The sequence below is a fragment of the Leucobacter sp. BZR 635 genome, assembly GCF_048061935.2.
In the GTDB taxonomy this organism is placed as follows: domain Bacteria; phylum Actinomycetota; class Actinomycetes; order Actinomycetales; family Microbacteriaceae; genus Leucobacter.
This window is the reverse complement of the sequence record NZ_JBLUNZ020000039.1, coordinates 28,448-54,207: the sequence shown is the minus strand read 5'-3', so window position 1 is coordinate 54,207 and position 25,760 is coordinate 28,448. Positions and strand designations below refer to the sequence as shown.

General features: G+C 67.1%; 19 protein-coding genes. 5 read left to right on the top strand and 14 right to left on the bottom strand.

Annotated elements, in window-relative coordinates; translation table 11 throughout:
* Window positions 1-14: 14 nt before the first annotated feature.
* From qcrC to qcrB, 3 genes are read left to right on the top strand one after another with little or no spacing between them, the layout of a single operon-like run.
* Window positions 15-818 carry a cytochrome bc1 complex diheme cytochrome c subunit gene (gene qcrC, locus ACI1US_RS07915; RefSeq protein ID WP_416549530.1) on the top strand — a complete coding sequence of 268 codons (804 nt, stop codon included), beginning with the start codon at window positions 15-17 and terminating at the stop codon, window positions 816-818.
* Window positions 819-877: 59 nt separating this feature from the next.
* Window positions 878-1,966 (top strand): cytochrome bc1 complex Rieske iron-sulfur subunit, encoded by a 1,089-nt coding sequence (gene qcrA, locus ACI1US_RS07910; protein WP_416549529.1) that lies wholly within the window; start codon window positions 878-880, stop codon window positions 1,964-1,966.
* The gene (qcrB, locus tag ACI1US_RS07905) at window positions 1,963-3,576 is read left to right on the top strand and encodes a cytochrome bc1 complex cytochrome b subunit (RefSeq protein WP_416549528.1); all 1,614 of its coding nucleotides are present in this window, start codon (window positions 1,963-1,965) and stop codon (window positions 3,574-3,576) included. Before qcrA ends, qcrB begins: the two co-directional genes overlap by 4 nt.
* 1,331 nt (window positions 3,577-4,907) lie before the next feature.
* Here the strand turns inward: qcrB and ACI1US_RS07900 are convergent.
* The 6 genes from ACI1US_RS07900 to ACI1US_RS07875 all read right to left on the bottom strand — a co-directional run bounded on the left by ACI1US_RS07900 (window position 4,908) and on the right by ACI1US_RS07875 (window position 9,306).
* On the bottom strand, window positions 4,908-5,384 hold the full coding sequence (locus tag ACI1US_RS07900; protein ID WP_461639568.1) for a TetR/AcrR family transcriptional regulator: 477 nt from the start codon (window positions 5,382-5,384) through the stop codon (window positions 4,908-4,910).
* Between the two features lie 2 nt (window positions 5,385-5,386).
* Complete coding sequence (locus ACI1US_RS07895) at window positions 5,387-5,830, bottom strand: GNAT family N-acetyltransferase (protein WP_416549526.1); 444 nt, start codon at window positions 5,828-5,830, stop codon at window positions 5,387-5,389.
* Between the two features lie 9 nt (window positions 5,831-5,839).
* On the bottom strand, window positions 5,840-6,262 hold the full coding sequence (ctaF, locus tag ACI1US_RS07890) for an aa3-type cytochrome oxidase subunit IV (protein WP_461639565.1): 423 nt from the start codon (window positions 6,260-6,262) through the stop codon (window positions 5,840-5,842).
* An 18-nt stretch (window positions 6,263-6,280) separates the two neighbouring features.
* Complete coding sequence (gene ctaD / locus ACI1US_RS07885; protein WP_416549524.1) at window positions 6,281-7,924, bottom strand: aa3-type cytochrome oxidase subunit I; 1,644 nt, start codon at window positions 7,922-7,924, stop codon at window positions 6,281-6,283.
* Between the two features lie 15 nt (window positions 7,925-7,939).
* Entirely contained in the window at window positions 7,940-8,806 is an 867-nt protein-coding gene (gene ctaC / locus ACI1US_RS07880) for an aa3-type cytochrome oxidase subunit II (RefSeq protein WP_416549523.1), read from the bottom strand.
* Window positions 8,807-8,955: 149 nt separating this feature from the next.
* Complete coding sequence (locus ACI1US_RS07875) at window positions 8,956-9,306, bottom strand: HesB/IscA family protein (RefSeq protein WP_416549522.1); 351 nt, start codon at window positions 9,304-9,306, stop codon at window positions 8,956-8,958.
* Between the two features lie 183 nt (window positions 9,307-9,489).
* Between ACI1US_RS07875 and ACI1US_RS07870 the strand changes: the two genes are divergently transcribed.
* Window positions 9,490-10,062 carry a DUF3043 domain-containing protein gene (locus ACI1US_RS07870; RefSeq protein ID WP_461639562.1) on the top strand — a complete coding sequence of 191 codons (573 nt, stop codon included), beginning with the start codon at window positions 9,490-9,492 and terminating at the stop codon, window positions 10,060-10,062.
* A gap of 130 nt (window positions 10,063-10,192) precedes the next feature.
* Here ACI1US_RS07870 and ACI1US_RS07865 read toward each other — a convergent pair whose 3' ends face one another.
* From ACI1US_RS07865 to hisD, 3 genes are read right to left on the bottom strand one after another with little or no spacing between them, the layout of a single operon-like run.
* Window positions 10,193-11,260: a quinone-dependent dihydroorotate dehydrogenase gene (locus tag ACI1US_RS07865; RefSeq protein WP_461639560.1), complete on the bottom strand. Its 1,068-nt coding sequence runs from the start codon at window positions 11,258-11,260 to the stop codon at window positions 10,193-10,195.
* 13 nt (window positions 11,261-11,273) lie between these two features.
* Window positions 11,274-11,753: a transcriptional regulator NrdR gene (gene nrdR / locus ACI1US_RS07860; protein ID WP_461639558.1), complete on the bottom strand. Its 480-nt coding sequence runs from the start codon at window positions 11,751-11,753 to the stop codon at window positions 11,274-11,276.
* Window positions 11,753-13,066: a histidinol dehydrogenase gene (gene hisD / locus ACI1US_RS07855; RefSeq protein ID WP_461639597.1), complete on the bottom strand. Its 1,314-nt coding sequence runs from the start codon at window positions 13,064-13,066 to the stop codon at window positions 11,753-11,755. Before hisD ends, nrdR begins: the two co-directional genes overlap by 1 nt.
* 232 nt (window positions 13,067-13,298) lie before the next feature.
* On the opposite strand from hisD, the gene ACI1US_RS07850 reads away from it, so the two are divergent.
* Complete coding sequence (locus ACI1US_RS07850) at window positions 13,299-14,051, top strand: TSUP family transporter (protein ID WP_461639556.1); 753 nt, start codon at window positions 13,299-13,301, stop codon at window positions 14,049-14,051.
* A 30-nt stretch (window positions 14,052-14,081) separates the two neighbouring features.
* On the opposite strand, the gene ACI1US_RS07845 is transcribed toward ACI1US_RS07850, so the two are convergent.
* The 5 genes from ACI1US_RS07845 to ACI1US_RS07825 all read right to left on the bottom strand — a co-directional run bounded on the left by ACI1US_RS07845 (window position 14,082) and on the right by ACI1US_RS07825 (window position 25,540).
* Window positions 14,082-15,710: a methyltransferase gene (locus tag ACI1US_RS07845; protein WP_461639554.1), complete on the bottom strand. Its 1,629-nt coding sequence runs from the start codon at window positions 15,708-15,710 to the stop codon at window positions 14,082-14,084.
* Window positions 15,711-15,767: 57 nt separating this feature from the next.
* Window positions 15,768-16,412, bottom strand: a complete 645-nt coding sequence (locus ACI1US_RS07840; RefSeq protein ID WP_461639552.1) for an NAD(P)-dependent oxidoreductase — start codon at window positions 16,410-16,412, stop codon at window positions 15,768-15,770.
* Between the two features lie 229 nt (window positions 16,413-16,641).
* The gene (locus tag ACI1US_RS07835; RefSeq protein ID WP_461639550.1) at window positions 16,642-18,108 is read right to left on the bottom strand and encodes a glutamate synthase subunit beta; all 1,467 of its coding nucleotides are present in this window, start codon (window positions 18,106-18,108) and stop codon (window positions 16,642-16,644) included.
* A complete protein-coding gene (gene gltB, locus ACI1US_RS07830; protein WP_461639548.1) occupies window positions 18,101-22,714 on the bottom strand; it encodes a glutamate synthase large subunit in 4,614 nt (1,537 codons plus the stop codon). Before gltB ends, ACI1US_RS07835 begins: the two co-directional genes overlap by 8 nt.
* A gap of 270 nt (window positions 22,715-22,984) precedes the next feature.
* Window positions 22,985-25,540 carry a S8 family serine peptidase gene (locus tag ACI1US_RS07825; protein WP_461639546.1) on the bottom strand — a complete coding sequence of 852 codons (2,556 nt, stop codon included), beginning with the start codon at window positions 25,538-25,540 and terminating at the stop codon, window positions 22,985-22,987.
* Window positions 25,541-25,760: the final 220 nt, after the last annotated feature.

Below are 25,760 nucleotides of genomic sequence, written 5' to 3'. Positions count from 1 at the left end.
GAGCAATAGACATCATGGCTCGCGCCAAGAAGAACTCCGCAAAGACCGGGCGTCGTCACCCACTTGCCACCGCAGCACTGCTCGCGGTCGGACTGGTCGTGACCGGAGCTGCCTACGCAGGCATCAGCACGACCTCCGCAACCGCCGAGGTAGACCTCACGTCACCGAGCGTGATCAAGGACGGCGAGAAGCTGTTCGCCGCGAACTGCGCAACCTGCCACGGCATGGGTGCACAGGGTAGCGGCGAAGACGGCCCCTCGCTCATCGGCGTGGGAGCTGCCTCCGTGCACTTCCAGGTCGGCACCGGCCGTATGCCGCTCGCTTTCCAGGGCCCCCAGGGCATGGTGAAGCCGGCACAGTTCACCGAAGAGCAGACCCTCCAGATGGCCGCGTACGTCGCGTCACTGGCTCCCGGGCCCGCTCTTCCCGAAGCACATCTGCTCGCAGGCGAGGGCGATTCGGCCCGCGGCGGCGAACTCTTCCGCATTAACTGCGCGATGTGCCACAACGTTGCCGGCGCTGGTGGCGCGCTGACGCAGGGCAAGTGGGCTCCCCCGCTGACCGGTGTCGAGCCGACGCACATCTACAACGCAATGGTGACCGGCCCGCAGAACATGCCCGTCTTCAGCGACGCGAACATCACGCCGGAGCAGAAGGCTGACATCATCACCTACCTCAAGTACATCGAGGAGAAGCCGTCGATCGGTGGCTTCTCACTCGGGTCGATTGGTCCGGTAGCTGAGGGTCTGTTCATCTGGATCATCGGGCTCGGCTCGATCGTCGCACTCACTGTTTGGGTCACCGCGAAGTCCAACTAGTCGGTCACGACTCGTCGAACTCGCAAAGTATCTACACTTTTCAGGAATCAAGGAGCAAAATGGCAGAGGAAGCGAAGAGCAGCGGCGGCGACAACGCCGTTGTTGCCGCCCAGAGCCACGGCCCTGATCTGACTTCGGCTGGTGCCGGTGTCATTTCGAGCGACGCCGTGCAGAATCCGGGCCTTCCCCCGCACCGCAAGCGTGTGACGGAGCTGGATCCAAAGAAGGAAAAGACCGCGGAACGCGTCGTCTACTCCCTCTTCTATCTCTCAATCGTTGGCAGCCTCGCAGCGGTGCTGGCCTACATGTTCTTCCCCATTGAGACGGGTGAAGAGTCGGCTATCCGACTCCACACTGTCTTCGTGGGGTCGGGCATGGCCCTTTCACTGCTCGCGCTCGGCATCGGCGCAGTCCACTGGGGCAAGGCGCTCATGTCGGACGTCGAGGCGATCGACGAGCGCCACCCGGCACCGAGCAACGAGGAAACTCGTGAGGCAGCGGCAGAGGTCTTCCGCGTCGCTGACGAGGAGTCGGGCTTCTCGCGCCGTACGCTCGTTCGCAACAGCCTCTTCGGTGCGCTCATCGCGTTCCCGCTCCCCGGCATCACGCTCCTGCGCAGTCTTGCTCCGCAGGACGTCGACCCGGTCGAGGTGCTCAAGCACACGATGTGGGAAAAGGGCATTCGCCTCGCTCGCGACAACGGTGGGCACAAGATCGGCGAGCCGATCCGCGCAGCTGACGTCACCATCGGTTCCGTCTTCCACGTTGTCCCCGAGAACCTCGGCACCGCCAAGGACCTCATCAACGAGAAGGCCAAGGCCATCGTGCTCCTCATCCGTCTCGACGAGAAGGACCTCAAGGAGCGCGACGAGCGCAAGGACTGGTCGTACAACGGCATCGTCGCGTACTCGAAGGTTTGCACGCACGTCGGTTGCCCCGTTGCTCTGAACGAGCAGCACACGCACCACCTGCTCTGCCCCTGCCACCAGTCACAGTTCGACGTCGCCGACGAGGCGAAGGTCATCTTTGGCCCGGCAAAGCGCCCGCTGCCCCAGCTCCCGATCACGGTCGACGCTGACGGCTACCTCATCGCGCGCAGCGACTTCACTGAACCTGTTGGTCCGAGCTACTGGGAGCGCCTCAAGTGAGCACCGTAACTGAAAAGCCGACTCAGCAGAGCGGTTCAAGCACTTTCACCGCGAAGGCGGCGAATTACATTGACGAGCGCACCAAGGCTGGCGTTGCAGTCAAGGAGTTCGGCCGAAAGGTCTTCCCCGACCACTGGTCGTTCCTCCTCGGCGAGGTTGCGCTGTACAGCTTCGTTGTGATCCTGCTCTCGGGCACGTTCCTGACGCTGTTCTTCCAGGCCACCATGGCCGAGGTTGTGTACGACGGCCCCTTCGTTCCGATGAAGGGCATCGAGATGTCGGCCGCTATGGCGTCGACTGTCGACCTGTCGTTCTCGGTCCGTGGCGGTCTGCTCATGCGCCAGGTGCACCACTGGGCGGCGCTGCTCTTCGTAGCGTCGATCGGCCTGCACATGCTCCGTATCTTCTTCACGGGTGCATTCCGCAAGCCGCGCGAGCTCAACTGGGTCATCGGTTTCGTGCTCTTCATCCTCGCGATGGCAGAGGGCTTCACCGGCTACTCGCTCCCCGACGACGTGCTCTCGGGTAACGGCCTCCGCATCATCGACGGCCTGCTGAAGTCCTTCCCGGTTGTCGGCACGTGGCTCTCGTTCCTGTTCTTCGGTGGCGAGTTCCCGGGCGTCGACATTGTCGGCCGACTGTACATGCTGCACATCATGGTGCTTCCCGCACTCGTGATCCTCTTCGTCGCACTGCACCTCATGTTCGTGGTCATCCACAAGCACACGCAGTACCCCGGCGCAGGCAAGACCCAGGGCAACGTTGTTGGCTACCCGGTTCTCCCCGCATACGCGGCGAAGGCTGGCGGCTTCTTCTTCATCGTCTTCGGTGTGATCGTGCTCATCGCGACATTCTTCGGAATTAACGCGGTCTGGATGTACGGCCCGTATGACCCCTCCCCTGTTTCCGCGGGTACCCAGCCGGACTGGTACATCGGCTTTGCCGATGGCATGCTCCGACTGATTCCGCCGGGGTGGGAGACTGAGTGGTTCGGCTACACCTGGTCCTGGAACATGCTCGTTCCCGTGATCATCATGGGTGGCTTCATCGTTCTCGTCGCGATCTACCCCTTCATTGAGGCGTGGGTCACCGGCGACAAGCGTGAGCACCACATCCTTGACCGCCCGCGCAACGCGCCGACCCGTACCGCTATCGGTGCAGCCGGTGTCACGTTCTACGCGGTCATGTGGGCCGCCGCGAGCTCCGACCTCATGGCAACGCACTTCCAGCTGTCGATCGAAGGCGTGATCCACACGCTCCAGGCACTGCTCATCGTGGCACCGATCATCGCCTACTTCATGGCGAAGCGGATCTGCCTCGCGCTGCAGAAGAAGGATCGTTCGATCGCACTCCACGGTTACGAGTCGGGCCGCATTGTCCGCCTCCCCGGTGGCGAGTACGTCGAAGTTCACAAGCCCGTCAGCGACTACGAGCGCTGGGAGCTTGTCAGCTACCACGATTACGCACCCGTCATGCTTCGCCCGAACGACGACGGCCGCATACCCTTCGGGAAGCGTCTCCGTGCAGGCTTCACGCGCTGGTTCTTCGAGGACCGCATCGTGCCGCCGACCCAGGGCGAGATCGAGCAGAGCAAGGAGGAGGGCCACTAGGCTTCTCCCCCGGTAGCTCCCCGCTACACCGACAGGAACCCCCGCTGAGCATCTGCTCGGCGGGGGTTCCTGCGTTGCGGCGCTAGTTGGAGCTCCCCACCCCACGGCGCCGAAAGCCTATCGTTTCAGCGAGATGGAGTGATTTCGACGGTCGAAGGCATGTCCTCTTGCGGAAGAGATGTCTACCGATGAGCATCCTTCGCGCGAGCTTAGCCGGCTCTTCGCAATTGAAGGTGTAGACCTCCGTGATGATGAACGCTCAAGACCCATGACCTCAGCGAGGTCATGGTGTTTTTGCGGTAAATCACTCCTGACTTCGCTGAGGTCATGGGTTGTGAGCGACTCAAGCTGGGTGTGGCCACTCCCCGGAAAGGTGTTGGCCCTAGCGAGAAGGGGCTTCGCCGCGGCCCATTGGCGCGGAGGGAACCCGCCAGCGCTGTCGGGCGCCGACAGCTGGCCGGCGAGCGCGGGAGTTCCCGCAGCACTCACGCCGAAGCCACTTGCGCTTCAACACAGCCTCGCGCCGACATCCATGGTGGCGGCTGCCGCGGGCCCTTCGCGCCCTTGCCGGGCAGGGCAGCTGGCTGCGGGCCGTGTGCCAGTCCGAGCTCCCCAGGTGTGTGCGTGGGCGTCAGGTGGTGCTGGCCTTTCAGCGAGTGGGGAAATGCCGCACGCGGTACGACTCCCCCGCGATATGCCGCTGCACCTTCAAATGTGAAGAGCCGCTTAGCCACTCGGCGTGGGTAGGCGCGCGGCGCTTTGCTTGTGACGGCGCGTGCGTCCTGATTCTCGCCGGGATCCTTCCTTCACCCCCTCCCACAGCCGGCTCATCAAAGCTCAAATACCCGCTCTCGTTGCGAGCGCGGGAGACCGCTTGGACTCGATCACAGCTGCAAGCTACGCCCCGGCCGCGGGAGTGCCTTCATGAGGTCCGGGGCCTAGCCACGCTCCCCTCAGGCGCGCAGCGCGCCTCGAGTCCAATGCTCTGAGCAAGCCTCGCCTTCGGCCCACCCGAGGATCCTGCCGCAACCGCGAGGGCCTTTCTGGGCGGATAGCTCGAGGGCCCTTCACAACTAGCCGCTGTGAGCTCAACGCTGGACAAGGAGCCGCACTTGGCATCCTGATCGACCCTATTCATCCATGCCGAGGCTTGCACGGGGCATAAACGGGGCGGAATGGATTAATCGGGGGCTAGGGACGTCATGAGGGGCTGTGGCAACGGCGAGCGGCTCCAGCTGGGGCCGCAACACTGCGGAAGCGCGCTTCCGTGCACGCAGCGGGTTCCTCAGCGGCCGTGACGGCATCTAGCGAAGCGCGACGCCGAGCGGGTCTTACTCCCCCGCCGCCGGATCCACCAGCAGTGTCGCAGCTCGCAGCAGCAGCGCTGCGAGGGCCTCACTGCCAAGCCGGGAGTAGAGTTCTGCGAGCAGTTCGCCGAGATCTGGGGCGAGCGAGGGCTCGCGTGCGGCGGCGACGGCCTGGAACACGAGCAGCACGCGCTCCTGGGTCAGAGGCGGGCTGGCGAGGTCACGGACATCATCGCCAGTGAGCACCGTGCCGCCGTCAGCGACTGCCTGAAGGAGCTCGTGCACGCACGCGAGGAAGAGCTCGCGCTTCGAAGAGAAGTTCGCGTAGACGTTGGGCTGGGAGACTCCGGCGCGCGAGGCGATCGCGGAGGTCTGCGCACCGGCGTAGCCGTGGAGCCCGAACTCGATGGTGCCGGCGGCTATAAGGCCGGCACGGTTTTCCCCGGGGCGCCGCCGCGGACGACGGGCCCCGGGCGCAGCGCTAACAGAGGCGCTGCTCACCGCTACTCCAGCTCGAGGAGCTTGCGGTAGTGCTCACCGACAGCCTCGAAGCCGCGGTGATTGTAGAACGAGCCGATGCGGGCGGTCGAAGCCGAAAGCTGACGCACCCCGCGACCCATGCAGTAGTGTTCGTTAGCTGCGATGAGCCGATCCCCCACACCGATCCCGCGGGAGTGCTCGTCGACGACGATCTCCTGCAGGTGGGCGGTGAGACCCGGCGCATGGAGCAACCGAGAAACAGTCATGAGGGAGTAGCCAGCGACTACCCCATCATTCTCAGCGACAAAGAGGACGTTCGTCTCCTGGTCGCGTCGGCGAAGCACATTGTCGTAGGCGACCTGGAAGTCGTCACGGCCAATGGGGTCGCGTCCGGTGGTGAACTGACGGGCCAGGCCGAGGAGCGCTTGCGCGTCCTCGGCCTGGCCCCGGCGGATGGTGATTGCCACGATGTGTGATTACCTCGCGAAGTGTCCGCGGTAGTACTCGTATACCCAGCCCACGATCGAGATGATGCAGAGCGGGATCGAGAGGAAGGTGATCCAGAAGTTGAACCCGAGGCAGAGGCCGAGGATGAACAGCGACGCTGCGAGAGCGAGCATGAACGGCCACCAGCTCCACGGGCTGAACTCGCCGAGCTCGGGATCGCCATCGTCGATATCTGAATCGTCGAGGTCTTCGATGAGCACGCCGCCCTGCTTGCGCTGGACAAGCATGAGGTAGACCGCGACGAAGCCGCCGAGGAACGCGCCGCCGAAGAGGGCGGTGCTTCCCGCCCACTCAACGTAGTTGTGAGTGATGAGGTTCCACCCGGTGTACACCACGCCGAGGACGACGAAGTACACCGTGAGGATCCAGAAGATCACAATGTTTGACTTCATAGTGAGATATCCCCTTGCTTACTTCTGTTCGGCGAAATCGGGAACCGTGGCCGGCTTCGGCTGTTCGATGCCACTCACCTCAGGGTGGTTGAGATCGAACGCAGGCGACTCGGTACGGATACGCGGGATCGACGTGAAGTTGTGGCGCGGCGGCGGGCAAGAGGTTGCCCACTCGAGCGAGCGGCCGTAGCCCCACGGGTCGTTCACAGTGACCTTCGGTGCACGGCGAGCCGTGACGTACACGTTCAGGAGGAACGGGATCATCGAAGCGCCGAGAATAATCGCGCCAACGGTCGAGAGCTGGTTACCCCAGGTGATGCCGTCCTCAGGCAGGTAGGTGTAGTAGCGACGGGGCATTGCCATGACGCCAAGCCAGTGCTGCACGAGGAAGGTGGTGTGGAAGCCGATGAACAGGACCCAGAAGTGGATCTTGCCGAGACGCTCGTTGAGCATCTTGCCGGTCCACTTCGGCCACCAGAAGTAGAAGCCTGCGAACATCGCGAAGACGACCGTTCCGAACACGACGTAGTGGAAGTGAGCCACGACGAAGTAGGTGTCCGAGAGGTGGAAGTCGAGCGCGGGCGACGCCAGGATCACGCCGGTGAGGCCACCGAAGACGAAGGTCACGAGGAAGCCAAGCGACCAGAGCATCGGGGTCTCGAAGGTGATCGAGCCACGCCACATCGTGCCCAGCCAGTTGAAGATCTTCACGCCGGTCGGAACCGCGATGAGCATCGTCATCAGGGCGAAGAACGGCAGCAGCACGGAGCCGGTGACGTACATGTGGTGTGCCCACACGGTCATCGACAGAGCAGCAATCGCGATTGTCGCGTAGATCAGTGTCTTGTAGCCGAAGATGGGCTTGCGGCTGAAGACCGGGAAGATCTCAGAGACGATGCCGAAGAACGGCAGCGCGATGATGTAGACCTCAGGGTGGCCGAAGAACCAGAAGAGGTGCTGCCAGAGAATTGCTCCGCCCTCACCGCTAAAGATTTGGGCACCGAAGATTCGGTCAGCTGCGAGTGCGAAGAACGCGGCCGCGAGGACCGGGAACACGAGGATAACGAGCAGCGAGGTGACGAGCGTGTTCCAGGTGAAGATGGACATACGCCACATCGTCATACCGGGGGCGCGCATCGTGATGATGGTCGTGATGAAGTTCACGCCACCCATAATCGTGCCGAAGCCTGCAATGCCGAGGCCGAGAACCCAGAGGTTACCGCCTACACCCGGTGAGTACGTGACCTCGGACAGCGGCGCGTATGCGAACCAGCCGAACGAAGCTGCGCCCTGCGGGGTGAGGAAGCCGCCGACCGCGATGAGCGAGCCGAACGAGTAGAGCCAGAATGCGAATGCATTGAGTCGCGGGAACGCGACGTCAGGAGCACCAATCTGCAGCGGCATCATGACGTTTGCGAAGCCCGCGAACAGCGGAGTAGCAAACATGAGCAGCATGATGGTGCCGTGCATGGTGAACAGCTGGTTGTACTGCTCCTTGGTCGCGATAACCTCGAGACCCGGAGCGAACAGCTGCGCGCGGATGAGCAGGGCCATGAGGCCACCGACCAAGAACCACACGAAGGAACTGATCAGATACATGTACCCGATCACCTTATGATCCGTGGAGGTCATCCACGAAACGATGATATTACCCTTCTTCATAACTATCTTCCCTCGCTAGTCGTTCTGGGCCTTGGCCTCGTCGCCGTAGAACGACTCGATGTTTGCATTCGCTTCGTCTCCGATGCTGCCAGTGTTGCCCTCAGCGCGGAGCGACTCGACGTATGCGTCGTACTCGTCCTGCTCGACAACCTTGAGCTCGAAGAGCATCATCGAGTGGTCCTGGCCACAGAGCTCAGCGCACTTGCCCATGAACGTGCCGGTTTCAGTCGGCGTGAAGCTCATGTAGTTGGTCTGACCCGGGATCATGTCCTTCTTGTACAGGTACTCAACGACCCAGAAGGAGTGGATGACGTCGCGGGTCTCCAGGCGGATCTCCGTCGTCTTGTCGACGGGGAGCATGAGGACCGGCATGGTCTCGGGCAGAGCCGAGCCCTTCTCGTCGGTCTTCACCTGAACGCCCTGGAAGTAGACGTCGTCTGAGATGTAGTTGAAGTCCCAAGCCCAACGCTTGCCGTAGACCTCAACAACGTTCTCCGGATCGTCGTAGCGCGCCTCGATGCTGGCCTGTTCCTTCGCGGTGAACGCGAAGAAGCCGAGCACGAGGATCACGGGGACGACCGTGAAGAAGGTCTCAATGGGCATGTTGTAGCGAAGCTGCACGGGAAGGCCAGTCTGGCCCTTCCTGCGACGGTACGCGATGGTTGCCCAGATAATAAGGCCCCAGGTGATGACACCTACACCCAGCAGCACGATCCACGAGTTCACCCAGAGCGCAGTGATGCCCTCAGTGTGGTTCGTGGCGTGTGTGGATCCCTCGGGGAGGAAACCGCGCTGCTGCTCGGGAGTACAGCCAGCGAGCAGGAGCGCCGCGCCGATGGCGACTGGGGCTGCAACCCATTTGTTTACACGATTGGAACGCACCGCATACCTTTCGAATTCTTACCGGTCATTGCCCACGCAGGCAGGCGAAACTGATGACTACCTGTTAGCTTAGCGCGAAGCTGAGCGTTCCCCGAACGCAAACGGGGTGTCGCGCGGAACAGGGCCAAACATTCTTTTGCTGTGAGGGTTTAGCCGAAGCTATCGCCGCAGGCGCAGCTTCCCTCAGCATTTGGATTGTCTATGGTGAAGCCCTGCTTCTGGATTGTGTCTTCGAAGTCAATCGTTGCACCGGAAAGATAGGGAATGCTCATCTGGTCAACGACCACCTGCACCCCTTCGTAGTCAACGATGGCGTCGTTATCGAGCTGCCGCTCGTCAAAGTACAGCTGGTAAATCAGCCCCGAGCAGCCACCGGGCTGTACGGCGATCCGCAGTCGCAGATCGTCACGCCCCTCCTGGCTCAACAAGCTGCGCACCTTGTCTTGTGCTGCAGAACTCAGATCGACCCCGTGTTCGCGTACTGCAGTGTCGTCACTCATGCGTTCTCCCTCTGCCTTTCCCTCTGGTGCCCGACCGCTGGTCTGAGCGCTCTGTGCGGCCCGAAAGCCCAATAACGGCCCTCAGACCGAATGTCTCCAGTCTACGCGCCTTCGACGCGGTACGCTTGGGGGTATGTGCAAGAACCCAATTGGGTGTCTGACGAGAGGAAACAACAGGCGATCATGAGCGCTGCCAAGCGAGACGAGCCGACTGGCTCGACCCAGGACGAAACGGCTGAGAACGAGGGCAAGGGCCGCCCGACACCGTCGCGTCGCGCCGTGCAGGCCGCAAATGCCCGCCCCATTGTGGGCTCGCAGGACAAGGAGCTGCGTAAGCAGCAGCGCGCCGCCCAGAACGAGGCCCGCGAGCGTGCTCGCACGGGCATGATGGCCGGCGAAGAACGCTACCTCACCGTGCGTGACCGCGGCCCGCAGCGCCGCTTCGTGCGCGACTACGTCGACGCGCGTTGGAGCGCAGGCGAGCTCCTCATCCCGGTGATGGTGCTCTTCCTCATCGTCGCGATGCTGCCCGGCTGGGGCCAGGTGTACGGCGTGTTCTTTGTCTGGGGCTTCCTGTTCCTCGCGATCATCGACGCTGTCGTGCTCACCTTCATCCTGAAGAAGAAGCTGACGCAGAAGTTCGGCGAGGGCAACGTGCAGCCCGGCTTCAAGTGGTACGGCGCGATGCGCGCCATGCAGTTCCGCATGCTGCGGATGCCGAAGCCCCAGGTCAAGCGCGGCAAGTACCCCAACTAGTCACGCAGCGAGCAGCAGCGAGCAGCTCACGCAGACACACAGCAATGGCCCGGAGAAATCCGGGCCATTGCTGTGTTGCCGTGCGGCAGGATCCTATGCGAACCCGCGAACCCGCGAACCGCTTAAACCACTACGCGGCCTGCCGCCATCCGGCCTTCCGCAGCCCCCGGTTGATTGCGCGCGCCCAGAGGGGGCCCTCGTAGATAAACGCGGTGAAGCCCTGTACGAGGGTCGCGCCGGCCGCGAGCCGCTCGAGCACGTCAGCTGCCGTCGTCACTCCCCCGACGGAGATCACGCAGAACTCTGCCGGCGCGGTTGCGCGAATGCGTCGCAGCACCGCAAGGGCGCGCTCTGCGAGCGGGGCACCCGAGAGTCCGCCGGCTCCCATGTCCTCGACATCGGCTGAGGGCGTTTCGAGCCCGGCACGCGAGATTGTCGTGTTCGTGGCGATGATGCCGTCGAGGCCGAGGCGCACGGCGAGCGAGACGATGCCGTCGATCTGCTCGTCTTCCATGTCGGGCGCGATCTTCACGAGCAGAGGGGTCTCCCCCGCCGCATCCTTGACCGCGGCGAGCAGCGGCTCGAGCATCTCAAGTTCCTGCAGTCCGCGCAGCCCGGGGGTGTTCGGCGAGCTCACGTTGACGGCGAGGTAGTCGGAGATCGGGGCAAGCCGCTGCGCGCTCCACACGTAATCGGCGACCGCGTCTTCGACCTCGGTGACGCGGCTCTTGCCGATGTTTGCGCCGATAATCGGTCGGTTGCGGCGCATCCGCGCACGCTCGATGCGTGGGACTGCGGCGGCGGATCCCTCGTTGTTGAATCCCATCCGGTTGATGAGCCCGCGGTCGGGAACGAGCCGGAACATGCGCGGCTTCGGGTTGCCGTCTTGCGCGTGCATCGTGACGGTGCCGACCTCGACATGTCCGAAGCCGAGCTCGCCGAGCCCCGGGATACCGGCGGCGTTTTTGTCAAAGCCGGCAGCGAGGCCGAATGGGCTCGGAAACTCGAGTCCGAGCGCGTTGACGCTGAGCGATGGGTGCGGCGCGCAGAACCGCCGCACGAGCCCGCCGAGCGCGGGCAGCGCCCGGATCACGCCGAAGGCCAGGTGGTGAGCCCGCTCGGGATCCATCCCCTTGAACACGGCGTTGAAGAGGATTCCGTAGGGGGTCACAGCGCTACGGCCGGGTGTCGTTGCCAAGATGCTTCCCTCGTTATTCTGCCGCGGCACCCGCGGCGCCAGCGTCGGTGCGCTTCGCGCGCAGGTCTCGGACGGCCGCCTCGAAATCGTCGAGCGACTCGAAATCTTGATACACGCTCGCGAAGCGGAGGTACGCGACCTCATCGAGCACGCGCAGGTGCGGGAGGATCGCGACCCCGATGTCGTTGGTCTCGAACTGGGCGACGCCGGTGAGCCTGAGCGACTCTTCGACGCGCTGCGCGAGCAGCGCGAGATCCGCCTCGGTGACGGGGCGGCCCTGGCAGGCCTTGCGCACCCCCACCATCACCTTCTCGCGGCTGAAGGGTTCGACGACGCCCGAGCGCTTGATCACCGTCAGGCTGGCGGTCTCGGTCGTGGTGAAGCGCTTGCCGCACTCGGGGCACTGCCGCCGACGGCGGATCGACATGCCGTCGTCGGCCGTGCGCGAGTCAATGACTCGGCTGTCGGAGTGTCTGCAGAAGGGGCAATGCATCAGGAGCCTTCCTGTTCGAAGCGTGCGCTCACTGCCTCGCCGTGGGCGGGCAGGCCTTCGGCCCCGGCAAGCGCGAGCAGCGGGGCCTCGGTTGCGGCGAGGGCCGCTCGGTCGTATGAAATGATCTGTTGCGGGCGCAGAAAGGTGTGCGCGCCGAGGCCCGCGGCGAACCGCGCGGTTCCGCCTGTCGGGAGTACATGGTTGGAGCCCGCGAGGTAGTCGCCGAGACTCACGGGCGTGTAGCCGCCCACAAAGATCGCGCCGGCATCGGTGATCCCGGTGAGCACGCCGTCGTCATCACGCGTTTGGATCTCGAGGTGCTCTGGGCCGTATGCGTTCGATACGCGCACCGCAGTGTCGAGGTCGTCGACGAGGATCACGGCCGACTGTGGGCCTGAGAGGGCGACGCGCACGCGCTCAGCGTGCTGGGTGCGCGGGGCGCGCTCGGCGATTTCGGCGAGCACGCGCTCCCCGAACTCCGCGGAGTCCGTGACGAGCACCGATGCCGCGGCCTCGTCGTGCTCGGCCTGGCTGATGAGGTCAGCCGCCACGAATCCTGGGTCGGCGGCGTCGTCGGCGATGACGAGAATCTCGGTGGTTCCGGCCTCAGAGTCGATGCCGACCGTGCCGCTCACCACTCGTTTCGCCGCGGCAACGAACACGTTGCCGGGGCCCGTCACCACGTCGACCGGGTCGAGCCCGATCGCGGGCACGCCGTGTGCGAAAGCGGCGATCGCGCCAGCCCCGCCAATCGCGTATACCTCGTCGATCCCGCAGAGCGCTGCCGCCCAGAGCACAGCCTGGTGCGGCAGGCCCGCATTGTCTGCCTGCGCGGGCGAGGCGAGCGCGAGGCTCGGCACCCCCGCCACCTGCGCGGACACCGCGTTCATGATCACCGATGAGGGGTAGGCGGCTTTGCCACCCGGGGCGTACAGGCCGACCCGTGAGACCGGCTGCCAGCGCTGCACGATCTTCGCTCCCGCGCCGATCTCGGTCACCCGGGTCTCGGGCACCTGAGCAGCCGACCCCAGCCGCAACCGCGCGATGAGCTCGGTGAGCGCCTCCCGCACGTCTGCAGGGCAATCAGTGAGTGACGCCTGCACGGTCTCGGAGGGGACGCGCAGCGCGTGTCCGGAGACCCCATCAAACTCGAGCGCCTGCTCGCGGAGGGCATCCTCACCTCGGTCTGCCACGGCCGCCACCAGCGGCCGGACACGCTCGACAGCGACGTCTGCCCCGAGGGCAGCGCGCGGGACTAGGGCAAGCAGGTCGCCACGGGAGAGCTCGCGGCCGCGGAGATCGGTGGTACGCATCACCCCACCAGTCTACCGAGATGCCATATGCCTCCCTTACACACGCTCGGCAGGCGGTGTCGCCGCGCGGTGAGGCCGACCCAACTGGAACGGGAGGTGCTGGCCCGTCTGGGATGATGGGAGGCATGTTGTCCGCCCGAGTTCTCAGCGCAGTGCCCCAGTCCCAACACACGTCAGCGCTCGATCGCTGCGCGGCGACCCGCTCGTCCGGCGCGCGCGGCGGGAGCCTCCGGTGACACTCGGCCTCGCACTGCTCATCGTCGGCGTCACGGTCGTCGGAGCGGCGGCGCAGCGCATGGCGGGGCTCGGCTTCGCGCTGCTCGTTTCTCCGCTCATGACGCTCATGCTCGGCGGCCACACCGGCGTGCTGCTCGTCAACATTCTCGGCGTCGTCTCAAGCCTGCTCATTTTGCCGCGGGTGTGGCGGTCAATCGACTGGTCGATGTTCCGCTGGCTCGCATCGTTCGCCGTGCTCGGGGCGGTCGGGGGTGCGTGGCTTGCCGGTCAGTTCTCCCCCGACCTCATGGGCGTCGCGGTTGGCGCAACGGTGCTCGTCGCTCTCGGCCTGTCGGTCGTCTTCACGAGCGAGCGGTTCTCGACTGAGCCGCGGGCCCCGCGCGCCGTCGCCGGGCTGCTCTCCGGTCTCACGAACGCACTCGCCGGCGTGGGCGGCCCCGCTGTGAGCGCCTACGCGGTGCTCACTCGCTGGCCGCAGGTGTCGTTCGCCGCCACCCTCCAGCCGTATTTCGTGGTCACCGGGGTAGCCGCGGCTGCGGCCAAGCTCGCGCTCGATCCCACCGGCTTCCCGGAGGCTGCGTGGTGGTTCTGGATCGCGATCCTCGCCGCGATCCTCGTCGGAATCGCGCTCGGCGAGCGGCTCCTCCGCCTGGTCTCGGCGACGCAGGTACGCCGCTTCGTGGTGCTCATGGCGTGCGCGGGTGCCGCCGCCACGCTCATCCGCGGGCTGATCGGGCTGCTCAGCTAACGCCGCTGCCCAGTTCGCCCGCCAACAACCTCAGGATCGGGCCGGCGCGAGCATGCCGAACCAGGCGAGCTCCCGGACGCCCGCAGCGAGCGCCTCCGCCGCCGCGCTCGTGTCGACCTCGAGCAGCGTCGCGAGGGCGTCGGCGATCTGGCCGAGCGTGAGCTCGCCGTCGCACACGCCGACGGCCGCGGCGAGCAGCGTGTCTGCGACCACGCGGCGGGCGATGGGCTCGTCGGTGACCAGGCTGATGGCGCTCGGCGATTCTGAGCCGGGCGTGTAGCTGCGCTCTTCGGTGACTGCGGCGTCACGGATCCACCGCGTCGCAAGCACCGCCTCGTCGCTCGCGCGGGCCGCGGCCGCGCCCGCGTCGAAGGCGCGCCGCAGTGAGCCGCCGAGCCCGGCCTGCGCGAGTGCGCCAGTTGCCTGCTCGAGGTGGATCACCGAATCGCTCGCGGGCGTGTCGACGATGTCGAGGTCGCGCCGGCGCAGGTGGATCGCGCCGAGCCCGATGCTCACGATCCGGCGTGCGCCGAAGTCGTCGAGCCAGCCGGTGAGCAGCGTGTCGAACTCCGGCTGGCCCGGCCGCGCGCCGCCGTCGCGGGCCCACGTTTCGGCGTACTGCACGGTGTCGACGCGGTCGCGCTCGATCACCCAGGCGTCGAGGGCCGCACCGCTCTGGGTGGCCGCATCGCGCACCCAGCCGCCGACGCGCTCGAGGCCGTGCCCGCCCCACTCGGTCTCCCAGTTCGCGAGGCACACGAGCGTGCCGCCCGCGCTGAGGTACTGCGGGCCGCCTCGCACGACGGTCGCGGCGAGGTCGTCGCCGGTCATCCCGCCGTCGCGGTACTCGTAGCGCTCGGCGTCGGCCGAGCCGCGCGGCGTGATCACGAACGGCGGGTTCGAGACGATGAGGTCGTACTGTTCGTGGGCGACAGGTTCGAAGAGGCTGCCCTCGCGAAACTCGATGCGGCCGTCGAGCGCGTTCAGCGCGGCGTTTGCGCGGGCGAGCGTGAGGGCGCGGGCCGAGATGTCGGTCGCTACGATGCGCGTGATGCCGAGCTGCGCAAGATGCAGGGCGACGATCCCGCAGCCGGTGCCGAGGTCGAGGGCCGAGCCCGCGTGCACGGGCGGGATCTGCGCGAGCAGCGTGCGGGTCGCACCGCCGACTCCCATGACGTGGTCTGGGCGGGCGGGGCCGCGACGGAGTTCGTCGTCGAGGTCGGAGATGATCCAGAGTTCGTTCTGGATCGCGGCTCCGCCGGGCACCGCACCCTCACCCAGACCGACGAGGTCGACAGGGTTCAGCGAGAGCGCGGCGCGCAGCATGGCCGGGCGTTCGGAGTTGGCCTCGTACTCAGTGCCGCCCGTGCGGTCGATAGCGCCGCGGACCAGCCCGAGCGCTTCCGCGCCAGCCCCTCCGAGTTCGGGCAGCGCCTCGTCGAGCTCGGCGCGGCTCGCTGCCTCGCCGAGCAGGAACAGCCGCCCGAGCGTAACGAGGGCCGTGGTGTCTCGCTGCTCGAGCACCCGCAGGGCGGGCTGGAACACGCCCCGGCGGCGCGCATCTTCTGCGCTGCGCCCCCAGAGCGCGCTCAGCCCAGAGAGCGAGTACCCCGCCGCCAGCAGGTCGTTACGGAGCGATGATACAAGAGCGGAATTCACCTGCCCAGCGTACCCGCTCGGCCGAGCGAGATCCTGCCCGCCCTCCGGCGCTTGGGGCTAGTAAGCGACCGTGAAGCGCTGGCGGCGGTGCGCCGGCTCCTCGATCTCGTCAACGATGGCGACACCGAAGTCTGCGCCTCCGATTGCCGACACCCCGTTCTCGTCAGTGAGCAGCACGTCGCCGCCCACCCGGTACTCACCGCGGTACTCACCGGCGACCCACGGACCAAAGTCGCCCGCGGGGCTCACAAAGAACCAGTCGAGTGCGCTGTCGCTTGCCTGCAGATCGGAGAGCACGCCGGCCATCTCAAGTGCCTCGGGGCGGAACTCGTCGCCGAACTCGGGCGTCTCCGCGAGCAGCGGGCCCCCAGGCGTCGACTGCAGGGACCCGGCGCCGCCGATCACACCGAGCCTGACGCCTGCCGCGGCAGCCTGATCGGCGAGCTCCGCAATGGCGGGCCGCACCTGACCGGCCATGACGCCGCGCGGCGACACCGCGACGACCAATACTTCTGCGCCCTCAAGCGCCCGCGCACGATCGGCCGCTTCAAGGATCGAGCCCGTTCGGTATGTCACGCCGGCAATCTGCGTCGCTGACTCCGAGCGCGTGATGCTCGTCACCTGGTGCCCGTTTACCGCCGCCGCCTCTGCGATGTGCGAACCCGCGTAGCCGGAGCCACCGAAAACTACGATCGAAGCCATGTGTGCTGTCCTTTCATCGAGGTACTCCCCCTGCCGCGCCCTGCAGCCCGCGCAACCTTCCGGGCGGCGCGAGCCCCGGGCGCGACGCCTGAGGGATCACTTTCGAGAATATCCCCCGGACCGTCCTCGGTGCACTCGCGCTCAGCGAACACGCGCGCTCAGCGAACACCAGCACCCAGCGAATACCAGTGCTCAACGGTGCGCGGCGAGCGGCCAGAACGTGCGCCAGCTAGGCGAACGCCCGGTCGTTCGCGCCCACCGGGCTTGGCAGCGTCGAGTCGCCGGTGAGGAAGCGATCCACCGCTGCCGCCGCCGAGCGCCCCTCGGCGATCGCCCACACGATGAGCGACTGGCCGCGGCCCGCGTCGCCCGCGACGAACACCCCGGGCTCCGCGGTAGAGAAGTCGGCGGCCCGGGCGAAGCCGCCGCCACCGGCATCGCCGGCGTCGCGCGCGAGCTCGCCGCCCGTGATCGCCTCAGGCCCTGTGAACCCGAGGGCGATGAGCACGAGGTCGGCGTCGATGATCCGCTCGGACCCGGCAACCGGTCGGCGGCCGGCATCGGTGTACCCAGTCTCGGCGACGCTGAGCCCACGAACGTGCCCCTGCTCTCCGACAAACTCAACAGTTGAGGCGAGGTAGCTGCGCTCGCCGCCCTCCTCGTGGGAGCTTGAGACTTCAAACAGCGTCGGATGCGTGGGCCAGGGCTGACTCGCTGGGCGCGCGGTGCCAGGCTGCCGGCCGATCGCCAGGCTCGTCACCGAGCGGGCCCCCTGGCGGTGCGCGGTGCCGACGCAGTCGGCCCCGGTGTCGCCACCCCCGATGACCACGACGTGTTTGCCAGAGGCGTTGAGCGTCGCAGGAACGGCAACCGCATCGAGCGCACCCGCCTGCACCCGGTTCGCAGCAACGAGGTAGTCCATCGCCCGGTGAACGCCTGCGAGTTCACGCCCGGGGAGAGGGAGTTCTCGGGGTTCGCCAGCACCCGTCGCAACCACGACCGCGTCGAAGCGCCGACGCAGTTCGGCCCAGCTCATATCGCGCCCGATCTCGACGCCACAGCGGAACCGGGTGCCCTCGGCCTTGAGCTGCTCGACGCGCCGCGTCACGAGGTGTTTCTCGAGCTTGAAATCGGGGATCCCGAAGCGCAGCAGCCCTCCGGGGGCCTCGTCGCGCTCGTAGACGGCGACGGTGTGCCCCGCGCGCGTGAGCTGCTGCGCTGCGGCCAGGCCGGCAGGGCCCGAGCCGACGACGGCGACGGTCTTGCCAGTCAGGCGCGACGGGGGGATGGGCGTCACCCAGCCGTGCGCGAAGGCCTCATCGACGATATGGTTTTCGATCTGTTTGATCGTGACGGCCGGCTGGTTGATGCCGAGCACGCAGGCCGACTCGCAGGGGGCCGGGCAGGCGCGGCCGGTGAACTCCGGGAAGTTGTTCGTCTCGTGCAGCTGGTCGATCGCCTCGCGGCTCCGCCCACGGTGCGTGAGGTCGTTCCACTCGGGGATGAGGTTGCCGAGCGGGCAGCCCTGATGGCAGAAGGCCACGCCGCAGTCCATGCAGCGCGACGCCTGCCGCCTGGTGACCGCCGTGTCGCCGAGCTCTACGACCTCCCGCCAGTCCAGCAGCCGGAGGGCGACGGGCCGTTTCGGGGCGAGCTCGCGCTCGCGAACCTTCAGAAATCCGTGTGTGTCACCCATGGGTTGCCTCCAGAATCTCGCTCCAAACGTGTTCCCCGTCGGGGTCGCTACCCGTGGCCGCGGCGCGCTCCCGAATCTCCAGCACCCGCGAGTATCCGCGCGGGATCAGCCTGGTGAACCGTGCCGCGGTCGCGAGCGGGTCCGCACTGAGCTCGGCGAGCAGCTCGCTCGCCACACGCGAACCGGTCTGTTCGACGTGCCTCCGCAGCAGCGCCTCCACGCGGGCGAGCAGCTCGGCTTCGGACGCTGCAGCGACCGCGCCGCTGCCGAGCCGCTGTACGAGCAGCGCTCCGGATGCAACCTCGGCCGCGTTGATGTGCTCCGGGTCGAGGTCGAGGATCACGGCCTCGCCGCCCGACATGCCCGCGCCGAAGTTTCGCCCCGTCGGCCCGAGCACGAGGGCGAAGCCACCAGTGAAGTACTCGAGCGCGTGGTCACCCACACCCTCGACAACTGCCGTCGCCCCCGAGCCGCGCACGAGGAAGCGCTCGCCGACGGAGCCGGCGATCCAGAGCGAGCCGCTCGTCGCGCCATAGCCGATAACGTTGCCGGCAACGACCGTGCTTCCGTCCGGCGTTTCTGCCGGGTGGGTGCGGAGCGTGATCTCGCCACCCGAGAGCCCCTTGCCGACGTAGTCGTTCGCGTCGCCGATGAGGCGCAGCGTGACGCCCGCCGGGAGAAACGCGCCGAGCGACTGGCCCGCCGACCCCGTGAGCGTCACGTCGATCGTCTCGGGGGCGAGCCCGCGAGCGCCGAAGCGCTTCGTGACCTCGTGGCCGAGCATCGTGCCGACCGCGCGGTGCAGGTTGCGGATCGGGAGGTCGATCACGGCGGGCTCGCGCGACTCGAGCGCGTCGCGCGCAAGTTCGATGAGCCGCACGTCAAAATGCTCGGTGAGCGCGTGATCCTGCGCCGCGCCGTGCCGGCGCGGCTCGTCTGCGGCAAACTCGGGCCCGCGCAACACGTCCGTCAGGTCCAGCCCCTCGGCCTTCCAGTGCCGCACAGCGTCGTCGACGTCGAGCGCGGCGGTGTCGCCGACTGCCTCGGCGAGCGAGCGGTAGCCGAGTTCGGCGAGGATCTCGCGCACCTCCTCCGCGATGAACGTAAAGAAGTTCACGATGTGCGCCGCCTGCCCCGTGAACCGCTCCCGCAGCTCGGGGTTCTGTGTGGCGACCCCGACCGGGCAGGTGTCGAGGTGGCAGACGCGCATCATGATGCACCCGGAGACCACGAGTGGTGCCGTCGCGAACCCGAACTCCTCGGCGCCCAAGAGTGCCGCGACCACGACGTCGCGGCCGGTCTTGAGTTGTCCGTCGGCCTGCACGATGACGCGCTCGCGCAGTCCGTTGAGCATGAGCGTTTGTTGCACCTCGGCGAGCCCGAGCTCCCACGGGGAGCCCGCGTGCTTCAGCGAGTTCATCGGGCTTGCGCCCGTACCGCCGTCGTGGCCCGAGACGAGAATGACGTCGGACAGCGCCTTCGCGACGCCTGCGGCAACCGGGCCGATGCCGCTCTGCGCGACGAGCTTCGTCGAGATGCGGGCCGCGGGGTTCGCCCGCTTGAGGTCGAAGATGAGCTGCTTGAGGTCTTCGATCGAGTAGATATCGTGGTGCGGCGGCGGCGAGATGAGCCCGACGCCGGGCGTCGCGTGCCTGGTGCGCGCGATCCACGGGTACATCTTGCCCGGTGGGAGCTGGCCGCCCTCCCCCGGCTTCGCGCCCTGCGCGAGTTTGATCTGGATCTCGTCTGCGTGCGTGAGGTACATGCTCGTCACGCCGAAGCGGCCGGACGCGACCTGTTTGATCGCGCTGCGCCTGGCGGGGTCGGTGAGTCGATCCTCTGCTTCCCCGCCCTCTCCGGTATTCGAGCGCCCGCCGAGCTGATTCATGGCGATCGCGAGCGTCTCGTGCGCCTCCGGCGAGATCGAACCGTAGCTCATCGCGCCCGTCGCGAACCGGCGCACGATCTCGGAGACGGGTTCGACCTCGTCGAGCGGCACCGCGGGCCGCCGCGGGCTGAATCGGAACAGCCCGCGCAGCGTCATGAGCCGCTCTTGCTGCTCGTTCACGCGCGCCGTGTACTCGGAGAAGATCTCGCGCCTGCCGGTGCGGGTCGCGTGCTGCAGCTTGAAGATCGTCTCGGGGTCGAACAGGTGGGGCTCCTCGCCGCGCCGCCACCGGTACTCTCCCCCCGTTTCGAGCCGTTTGTGCGCGAGCGGGGCGGTGTCGTCTGGGTATGCCGACCGATGGCGTGCGGCGACCTCCGCCGCGAGCACGTCGAGCCCGACGCCGCCGAGTCGCGAACTCGTGCCGGTGAAGTACCGGTCGACGAGTTCGCGCGAGAGGCCGATCGCCTCAAAGGTCTGCGCGCCGCAGTACGACGACACCGTGGAGATCCCCATCTTGCTCATCACCTTCAGCAGCCCCTTGCCGAGCGCCCCGATGAGCCTCCCGACCGCCTCCTCCTCGGTGAGGCCGGGGAGTGACCCGTCGCGCACGAGCAGGCCGACGCTCTCCATCGCAAGGTACGGGTTCACTGCGGCAGCGCCGTAACCGACGAGCACGGCGACGTGGTGCACCTCGCGCACGTCTCCCGCCTCCGCGATGAGCGCGACGCGCATCCGTTCACCCTCGCGAATGAGGTGGTGGTGCACGGCCGACACGGCGAGCAGCGTCGGCACCGGTGCGAGATCTTTGTTCGAGTCGCGGTCGGACAGAATGATGAACTCGGCCCCCGCGCGCACTGCGGCGCTGGCCTCCCAGCACATCGCCTCGAGCCTGTCAGCGAGCCCCTTCGCGCCGAAGTCGACGGGGTAGAGCCCGCGAATTGTCACGGCACGCTCCCGCTCGGGATCGTCGCCGAAGTGCTGGATACGCGCGAGCGCACCGTTGTCGATCACCGGGAAGTCAAGGATGACCTGCCTGACGTGCCCCGGAGACTGGCTCAGCAGGTTCTCTTGCGGTCCGATCCCCGCGCGCAGGCTCGTGACGAGCTCCTCGCGCAGCGCGTCGAGCGGCGGGTTCGTGACCTGTGCGAACTGCTGCACGAAATAGTCGTGCAGGTGGCGGGGCCGCTCGCTGAGCACCGCAATCGGGGTGTCGGAGCCCATCGCGGCGAGCGGCTCGCCGCCCGAGAGTGCCATCGGGGCGAGGATCAGCCGGAGCTCCTCCTCCGTGTACCCGAAGGTCCGCTGCCGCCTGCTGATCGATGCCGGCGGGTGCACGAGGTGTTCGCGCTCCGGTTCGTCGGCAAGCCGGATCCGCCCCTGCTCAAGCCAGGCACCCCACGGCGCGAGGGCGGCCAGCTCTCGCTTCACCGTCTCGTCGCCGCGCATCTCTCCCGTCGCGAGGTTCACGGCGAGCATTCTCCCCGGCAGCAGCCGGCCGCGCCGTGCGACCCGCTCCGGCGCCACGTCGAGCACACCCGTCTCGCTGCCGATCACGAGCAGCCCGTCGTGCGTGACGAGGTAGCGCCCCGGCCGCAGGCCGTTCCGGTCGAGCAGCGCGACGAGCTCGCTGCCGTCGGTCGCAATCATGGCGGCGGGCCCATCCCACGGCTCCATGACGAGCGAGTGATACTCGAGGAAGTCAACGAGTTCTGCGTCAAGCTCGGGGTTCGCCTCCCAGGCCTCGGGAACCATCATCGCGAGAGCGTGAGCCAGCGAACGGCCGCTCATGACGAGCAGTTCGAGGACCTCATCGAAGCTCGCGGAGTCGCTGCCGCCCGGCGAACAGATCGGCAGGAGCGGCGCGATGTCGCCGAGGATCGGGGACGCAAGCTGGGCTTCGCGCGCTCGCATCCAGTTGCGGTTGCCGCGGACCGTGTTGATTTCGCCGTTGTGCGCGACGAGCCTGAGGGGCTGCGCGAGGTGCCACGACGGAAAGGTGTTTGTCGAGTACCGCGAGTGCACAACAGCGAAGCGGGAGCGAAACTCTGGGTCGGCGAGGTCACGGTAGAACGCGGGCAGCTGGAGCGTGGTGACCATGCCCTTGTAGACGATCGTTCGCGTCGAGAGCGACGGCAGGTACACGCCGGTGTTGTGCTGGATCCGCTTGCGCGCGCGAAATGCCCGCCGCTCGAGCTGCTCCTGGTCGCTCGCGCCGCCAGCAGCCGCGGCGACGACGAGCTGCTCGATCTCGGGGGCAGCTGCTCGGGCGCTCTCACCGAGGATGTGTTCGCGCACACCGACGGGGAGCCAGGCGACGACGCGCAGTCCCTCCTCCGCCGCGATGGCCGCAATGCGGTAGCGCGCCGCGCGGCGCTCCGTGGTGGATCTCGGCAGGAACGTGAGCCCCGCAGCGTACTCCCCCGCTTCCGGGAGCACCGTGCCGGCCGCTGCGCAGCGTTCGCGGATGAGCGCATCGGGTACCTCGGTGAGAATGCCCGCGCCGTCACCGGTTCCCGCATCAGATCCGACAGCGCCGCGGTGTTCGAGGTTCTCGAGAGCTTCGAGCGCCAGCTGGACGATCCGGTGGCTTGGCTCGCTCGTGAGCGACACCACGGCGGCGAGCCCGCACGCATCGTGCTCGTGCGCGGGGTCGTAGAGGCCGACCGCGGGAGGCACACTCGTCGGGGTGAGGCGTGCGGGGTCGATGGGTGTGCGCATCGACGTCCTTTCTCTCGGCGGGACGTCGGCGACCCGGTCGGATGCGACTGCTGGAACACCGATCCTCAGCCAGGTGACCGGGATCGCCGCGGCAGCCGCTGCGGAGCTTTTGAATATAGCACCCGTTTATTCGGCGGTTCCAATCATTACGCGAAGTTTCTGCTGATCCTGCGGGCAGGCAGCCATCGTTACGCAAGATTCTTCGGGCACACCCCTCAGTGGCCGAAGCATTCCGGGCACTGGCTCAGCGCCGGCTCGTACGCGAGCGAGCTATTCGGCCGCGGTGCGCCGCCGGAGCGCCGCACCGCTCACCCCCAGGCCGAGCACGAGAATCGCGCCTGCCCCGAGCAGGCCGAGCCAGGGGCTCTCGGTGCCCGATTGCGCGAGTGGTTGGGCGGGTGCCGCCGGCGGCGATGGGGCGGGAGGCGTTGGGGTGGGCGGAACAGGTGGGTCAGGATCCGGGTCGGGTTTCGGCCCCGGCGCGACCCGCGTCGATACCTTGAGGAGCGCCGGCTCGCTGGCTCCCGCCTGGTTGCGTGCGGCGAGCCTCACAGCGTAGACACTCCCGGGTTCGAGCCCCTCCACGCGGTGCGACGTCACACTGCCGTCAAGCGCGGCCGATACGGGCGCCGTCGATACGGGCGCGGCCGATGCCGGCGATTGACCGTTCTCACCAGCGGCTTCGACGAGCTCAACCTCGAGGTCAAGCGCTGTCGCCCCCTCCGCTGGTTCCCACTCCAATTGGAAGCTGGTCTGGGTCACCTCGACCGCCCGCAAGCCCTCCGGCGTGGCGGGTGCCGCCTCCAGCCCCGTGAGCAGTGCTTCCGCGTCGACGAGGCCCGCGCCGAAGACCTGCGAATCAGCGAACCCGAAGCCCGCATACGGGTTGACTGGCCCGCCGTCGGCGGCCCCTCGGGCGGTGTCGATGAGGCGCGCGGTAAGGTCGGAACCGCTCAGGTCAGGGGCATGCGACTGCGCCAGAGCCGCGACTGCGGCGGCGGTCGGGGCGCTGGCTGAGGTGCCGTAGAACCGATAGTCCGGGGCCTCCCCGAAGAAGGTGGTCTGCATGCCATCCACCCCCGCAATGTGCGGGGTAGCCGGCGTCACGGGCGCGGGAAGCGGTGCTGCGGGTGCCGCAGCATCCTCTCGCACGGGCTCAAAGAGCAGCGTCGAAGCTCCGAGCGAGCTGTAGGGGCGCACGGCCGCCGGATCCCGCCAGTCGAGCGCGGCAACACTCACCGCGCTGCCGTCACCACCGTGCCCGAACGTCGCCGGCCCAACAACATCGCCGACTCCATCGCCCAAAAACGCGCGCTCAGCGAGCTCGTCGCCACCCTTCAAGAAACTCAACCGCACGGCCGGTGGCACCGCGGTTGGCTCGTGCAGCGTGCGGACCATCACTGCGCGCAGTTCAGCCCCGGCCGGGGCGGCAAACTGTCCCGTGGCACCCGGATAGTGCTGGCCGAGCTGTGGCGCCATGCCGATAAGCTCTGGCGCGTGTACCTCGGGATCGACGAGGTAAAACCGCCACTCGTAGCGAGTGGTGATCCCGAACATCGGCTCCCCGATCGACCCAAGCGCCCGCATGTCGACGGAGGGGCTGCTCGCGGTCTCCCGCACATGCAGGGTGTCGTACGGCACGGAGCTTGCGGGATCCGGATCGAAATCCATGCAGTCAATCCCGGAAGCCCCAGCGAGCGGGTCGTCCGCCCCCGTAAGCAGCCAGTCGGGGCACGCGGTCGGCCGATACGCGGCGGTACTCCACGAGCTGATTGGGCGGCCCGCGCTGGCCCCGCGCGTCCCCACACCTCCCGAGTTCCCGGCGGAGGTGAAGTAGGCGACTCCGTTGTTTTTCACCCGCTCGATCGTGGTCGAGAGTACGCCCCACTGGTAGGCGGTTTCCTGCGGCCAGGCGATGTCATCGACGATGATGTCGGCTCCCGCGTTGGCGAGCTCGGCAATGTGATCGGCCATCTCGAAGTCGCTTGACCCGGCGTCAGCGAACAGGATCGTCGCGCCGGGAGCGATGCCGTGCACGAGCTGCGCCATCGCCCGGCCCTCGTCGCTGCCCTGACTGTCGTCAGAGAGCAGGGTCACGGGGGTGGTGTACCCGCAGGGGTTGCCGGGGCCAGGGAGTGCACCTGACGCGACATCGCCCTCCCACGACGTGGGCGACGCCGTGCTGGCGAAGGAGTCCGAGATGACACCGATCGTGACGCCGGTGCCGTCGACGCTAAAGAGCTCCCGCGCGATATTGGAGCGGAGCGCCTCGTCAGCCTCAACCGGGATCGGTCCACACCGATCCACCGGAGCTGCCGCACGCTGCCGCGGCGACGTGCTCACACTCGTTGGAGCGCGATAGCCCGGGGCTGTGCCCTGAGCCTGTGCCGCCTGGCCCGTGAACGGCCGCATCGCGGGGACCGCGCTTGCGACCCCGGGAATCTCGGACAGCGCACCGAGGCGGGCGGGATCGACGCGGACCGTCGCGGCCGGAAAGCGAGTGAACACCTCGTCAATCTCGGCGAGCCCGCGTACCGCCGCAAGCACCTCTGGCCCCGGCGACGTCACGAACATCACGGTCGCAGTGATTCGCGCCGCGCTATCGAACGTGAGACTTCCCCCGCCCGTTACCGGAAGCGACATTTCCTCGGCAAGGTCGGTCGGAGCTGTGGTCCCCGCTTCCGCGGCGGCCACGATCCGATCTACGAGCGTCGTACCCTCTGCTGGTTCCGATGGTTCATCCGCGGAGGCCACGGGGGCGAACAGTGTCACGAGCAGCGGAACAGCAGCGCAGACAGCTAAGCCCTTGAGGAGGAGCGAACGCATGTGACTACCTTTCGGGGTCTCGGCGCGGACACCCGTGTCAGCACGCCAACCTCGAGGGTAGCAAGAGCCCCCGGTCAGGGTCTAGTTTCTTGGGCCAGAGCGCCGGCCTGCCCGCACCCGGCAGCCAACACTGGGCCTGCACTGGGCCTGCACTGGGCCTGCACATCGCAGATACCAGCCGTACCATGTCGCCAAACACCACCGGCCAAACGCACACCCC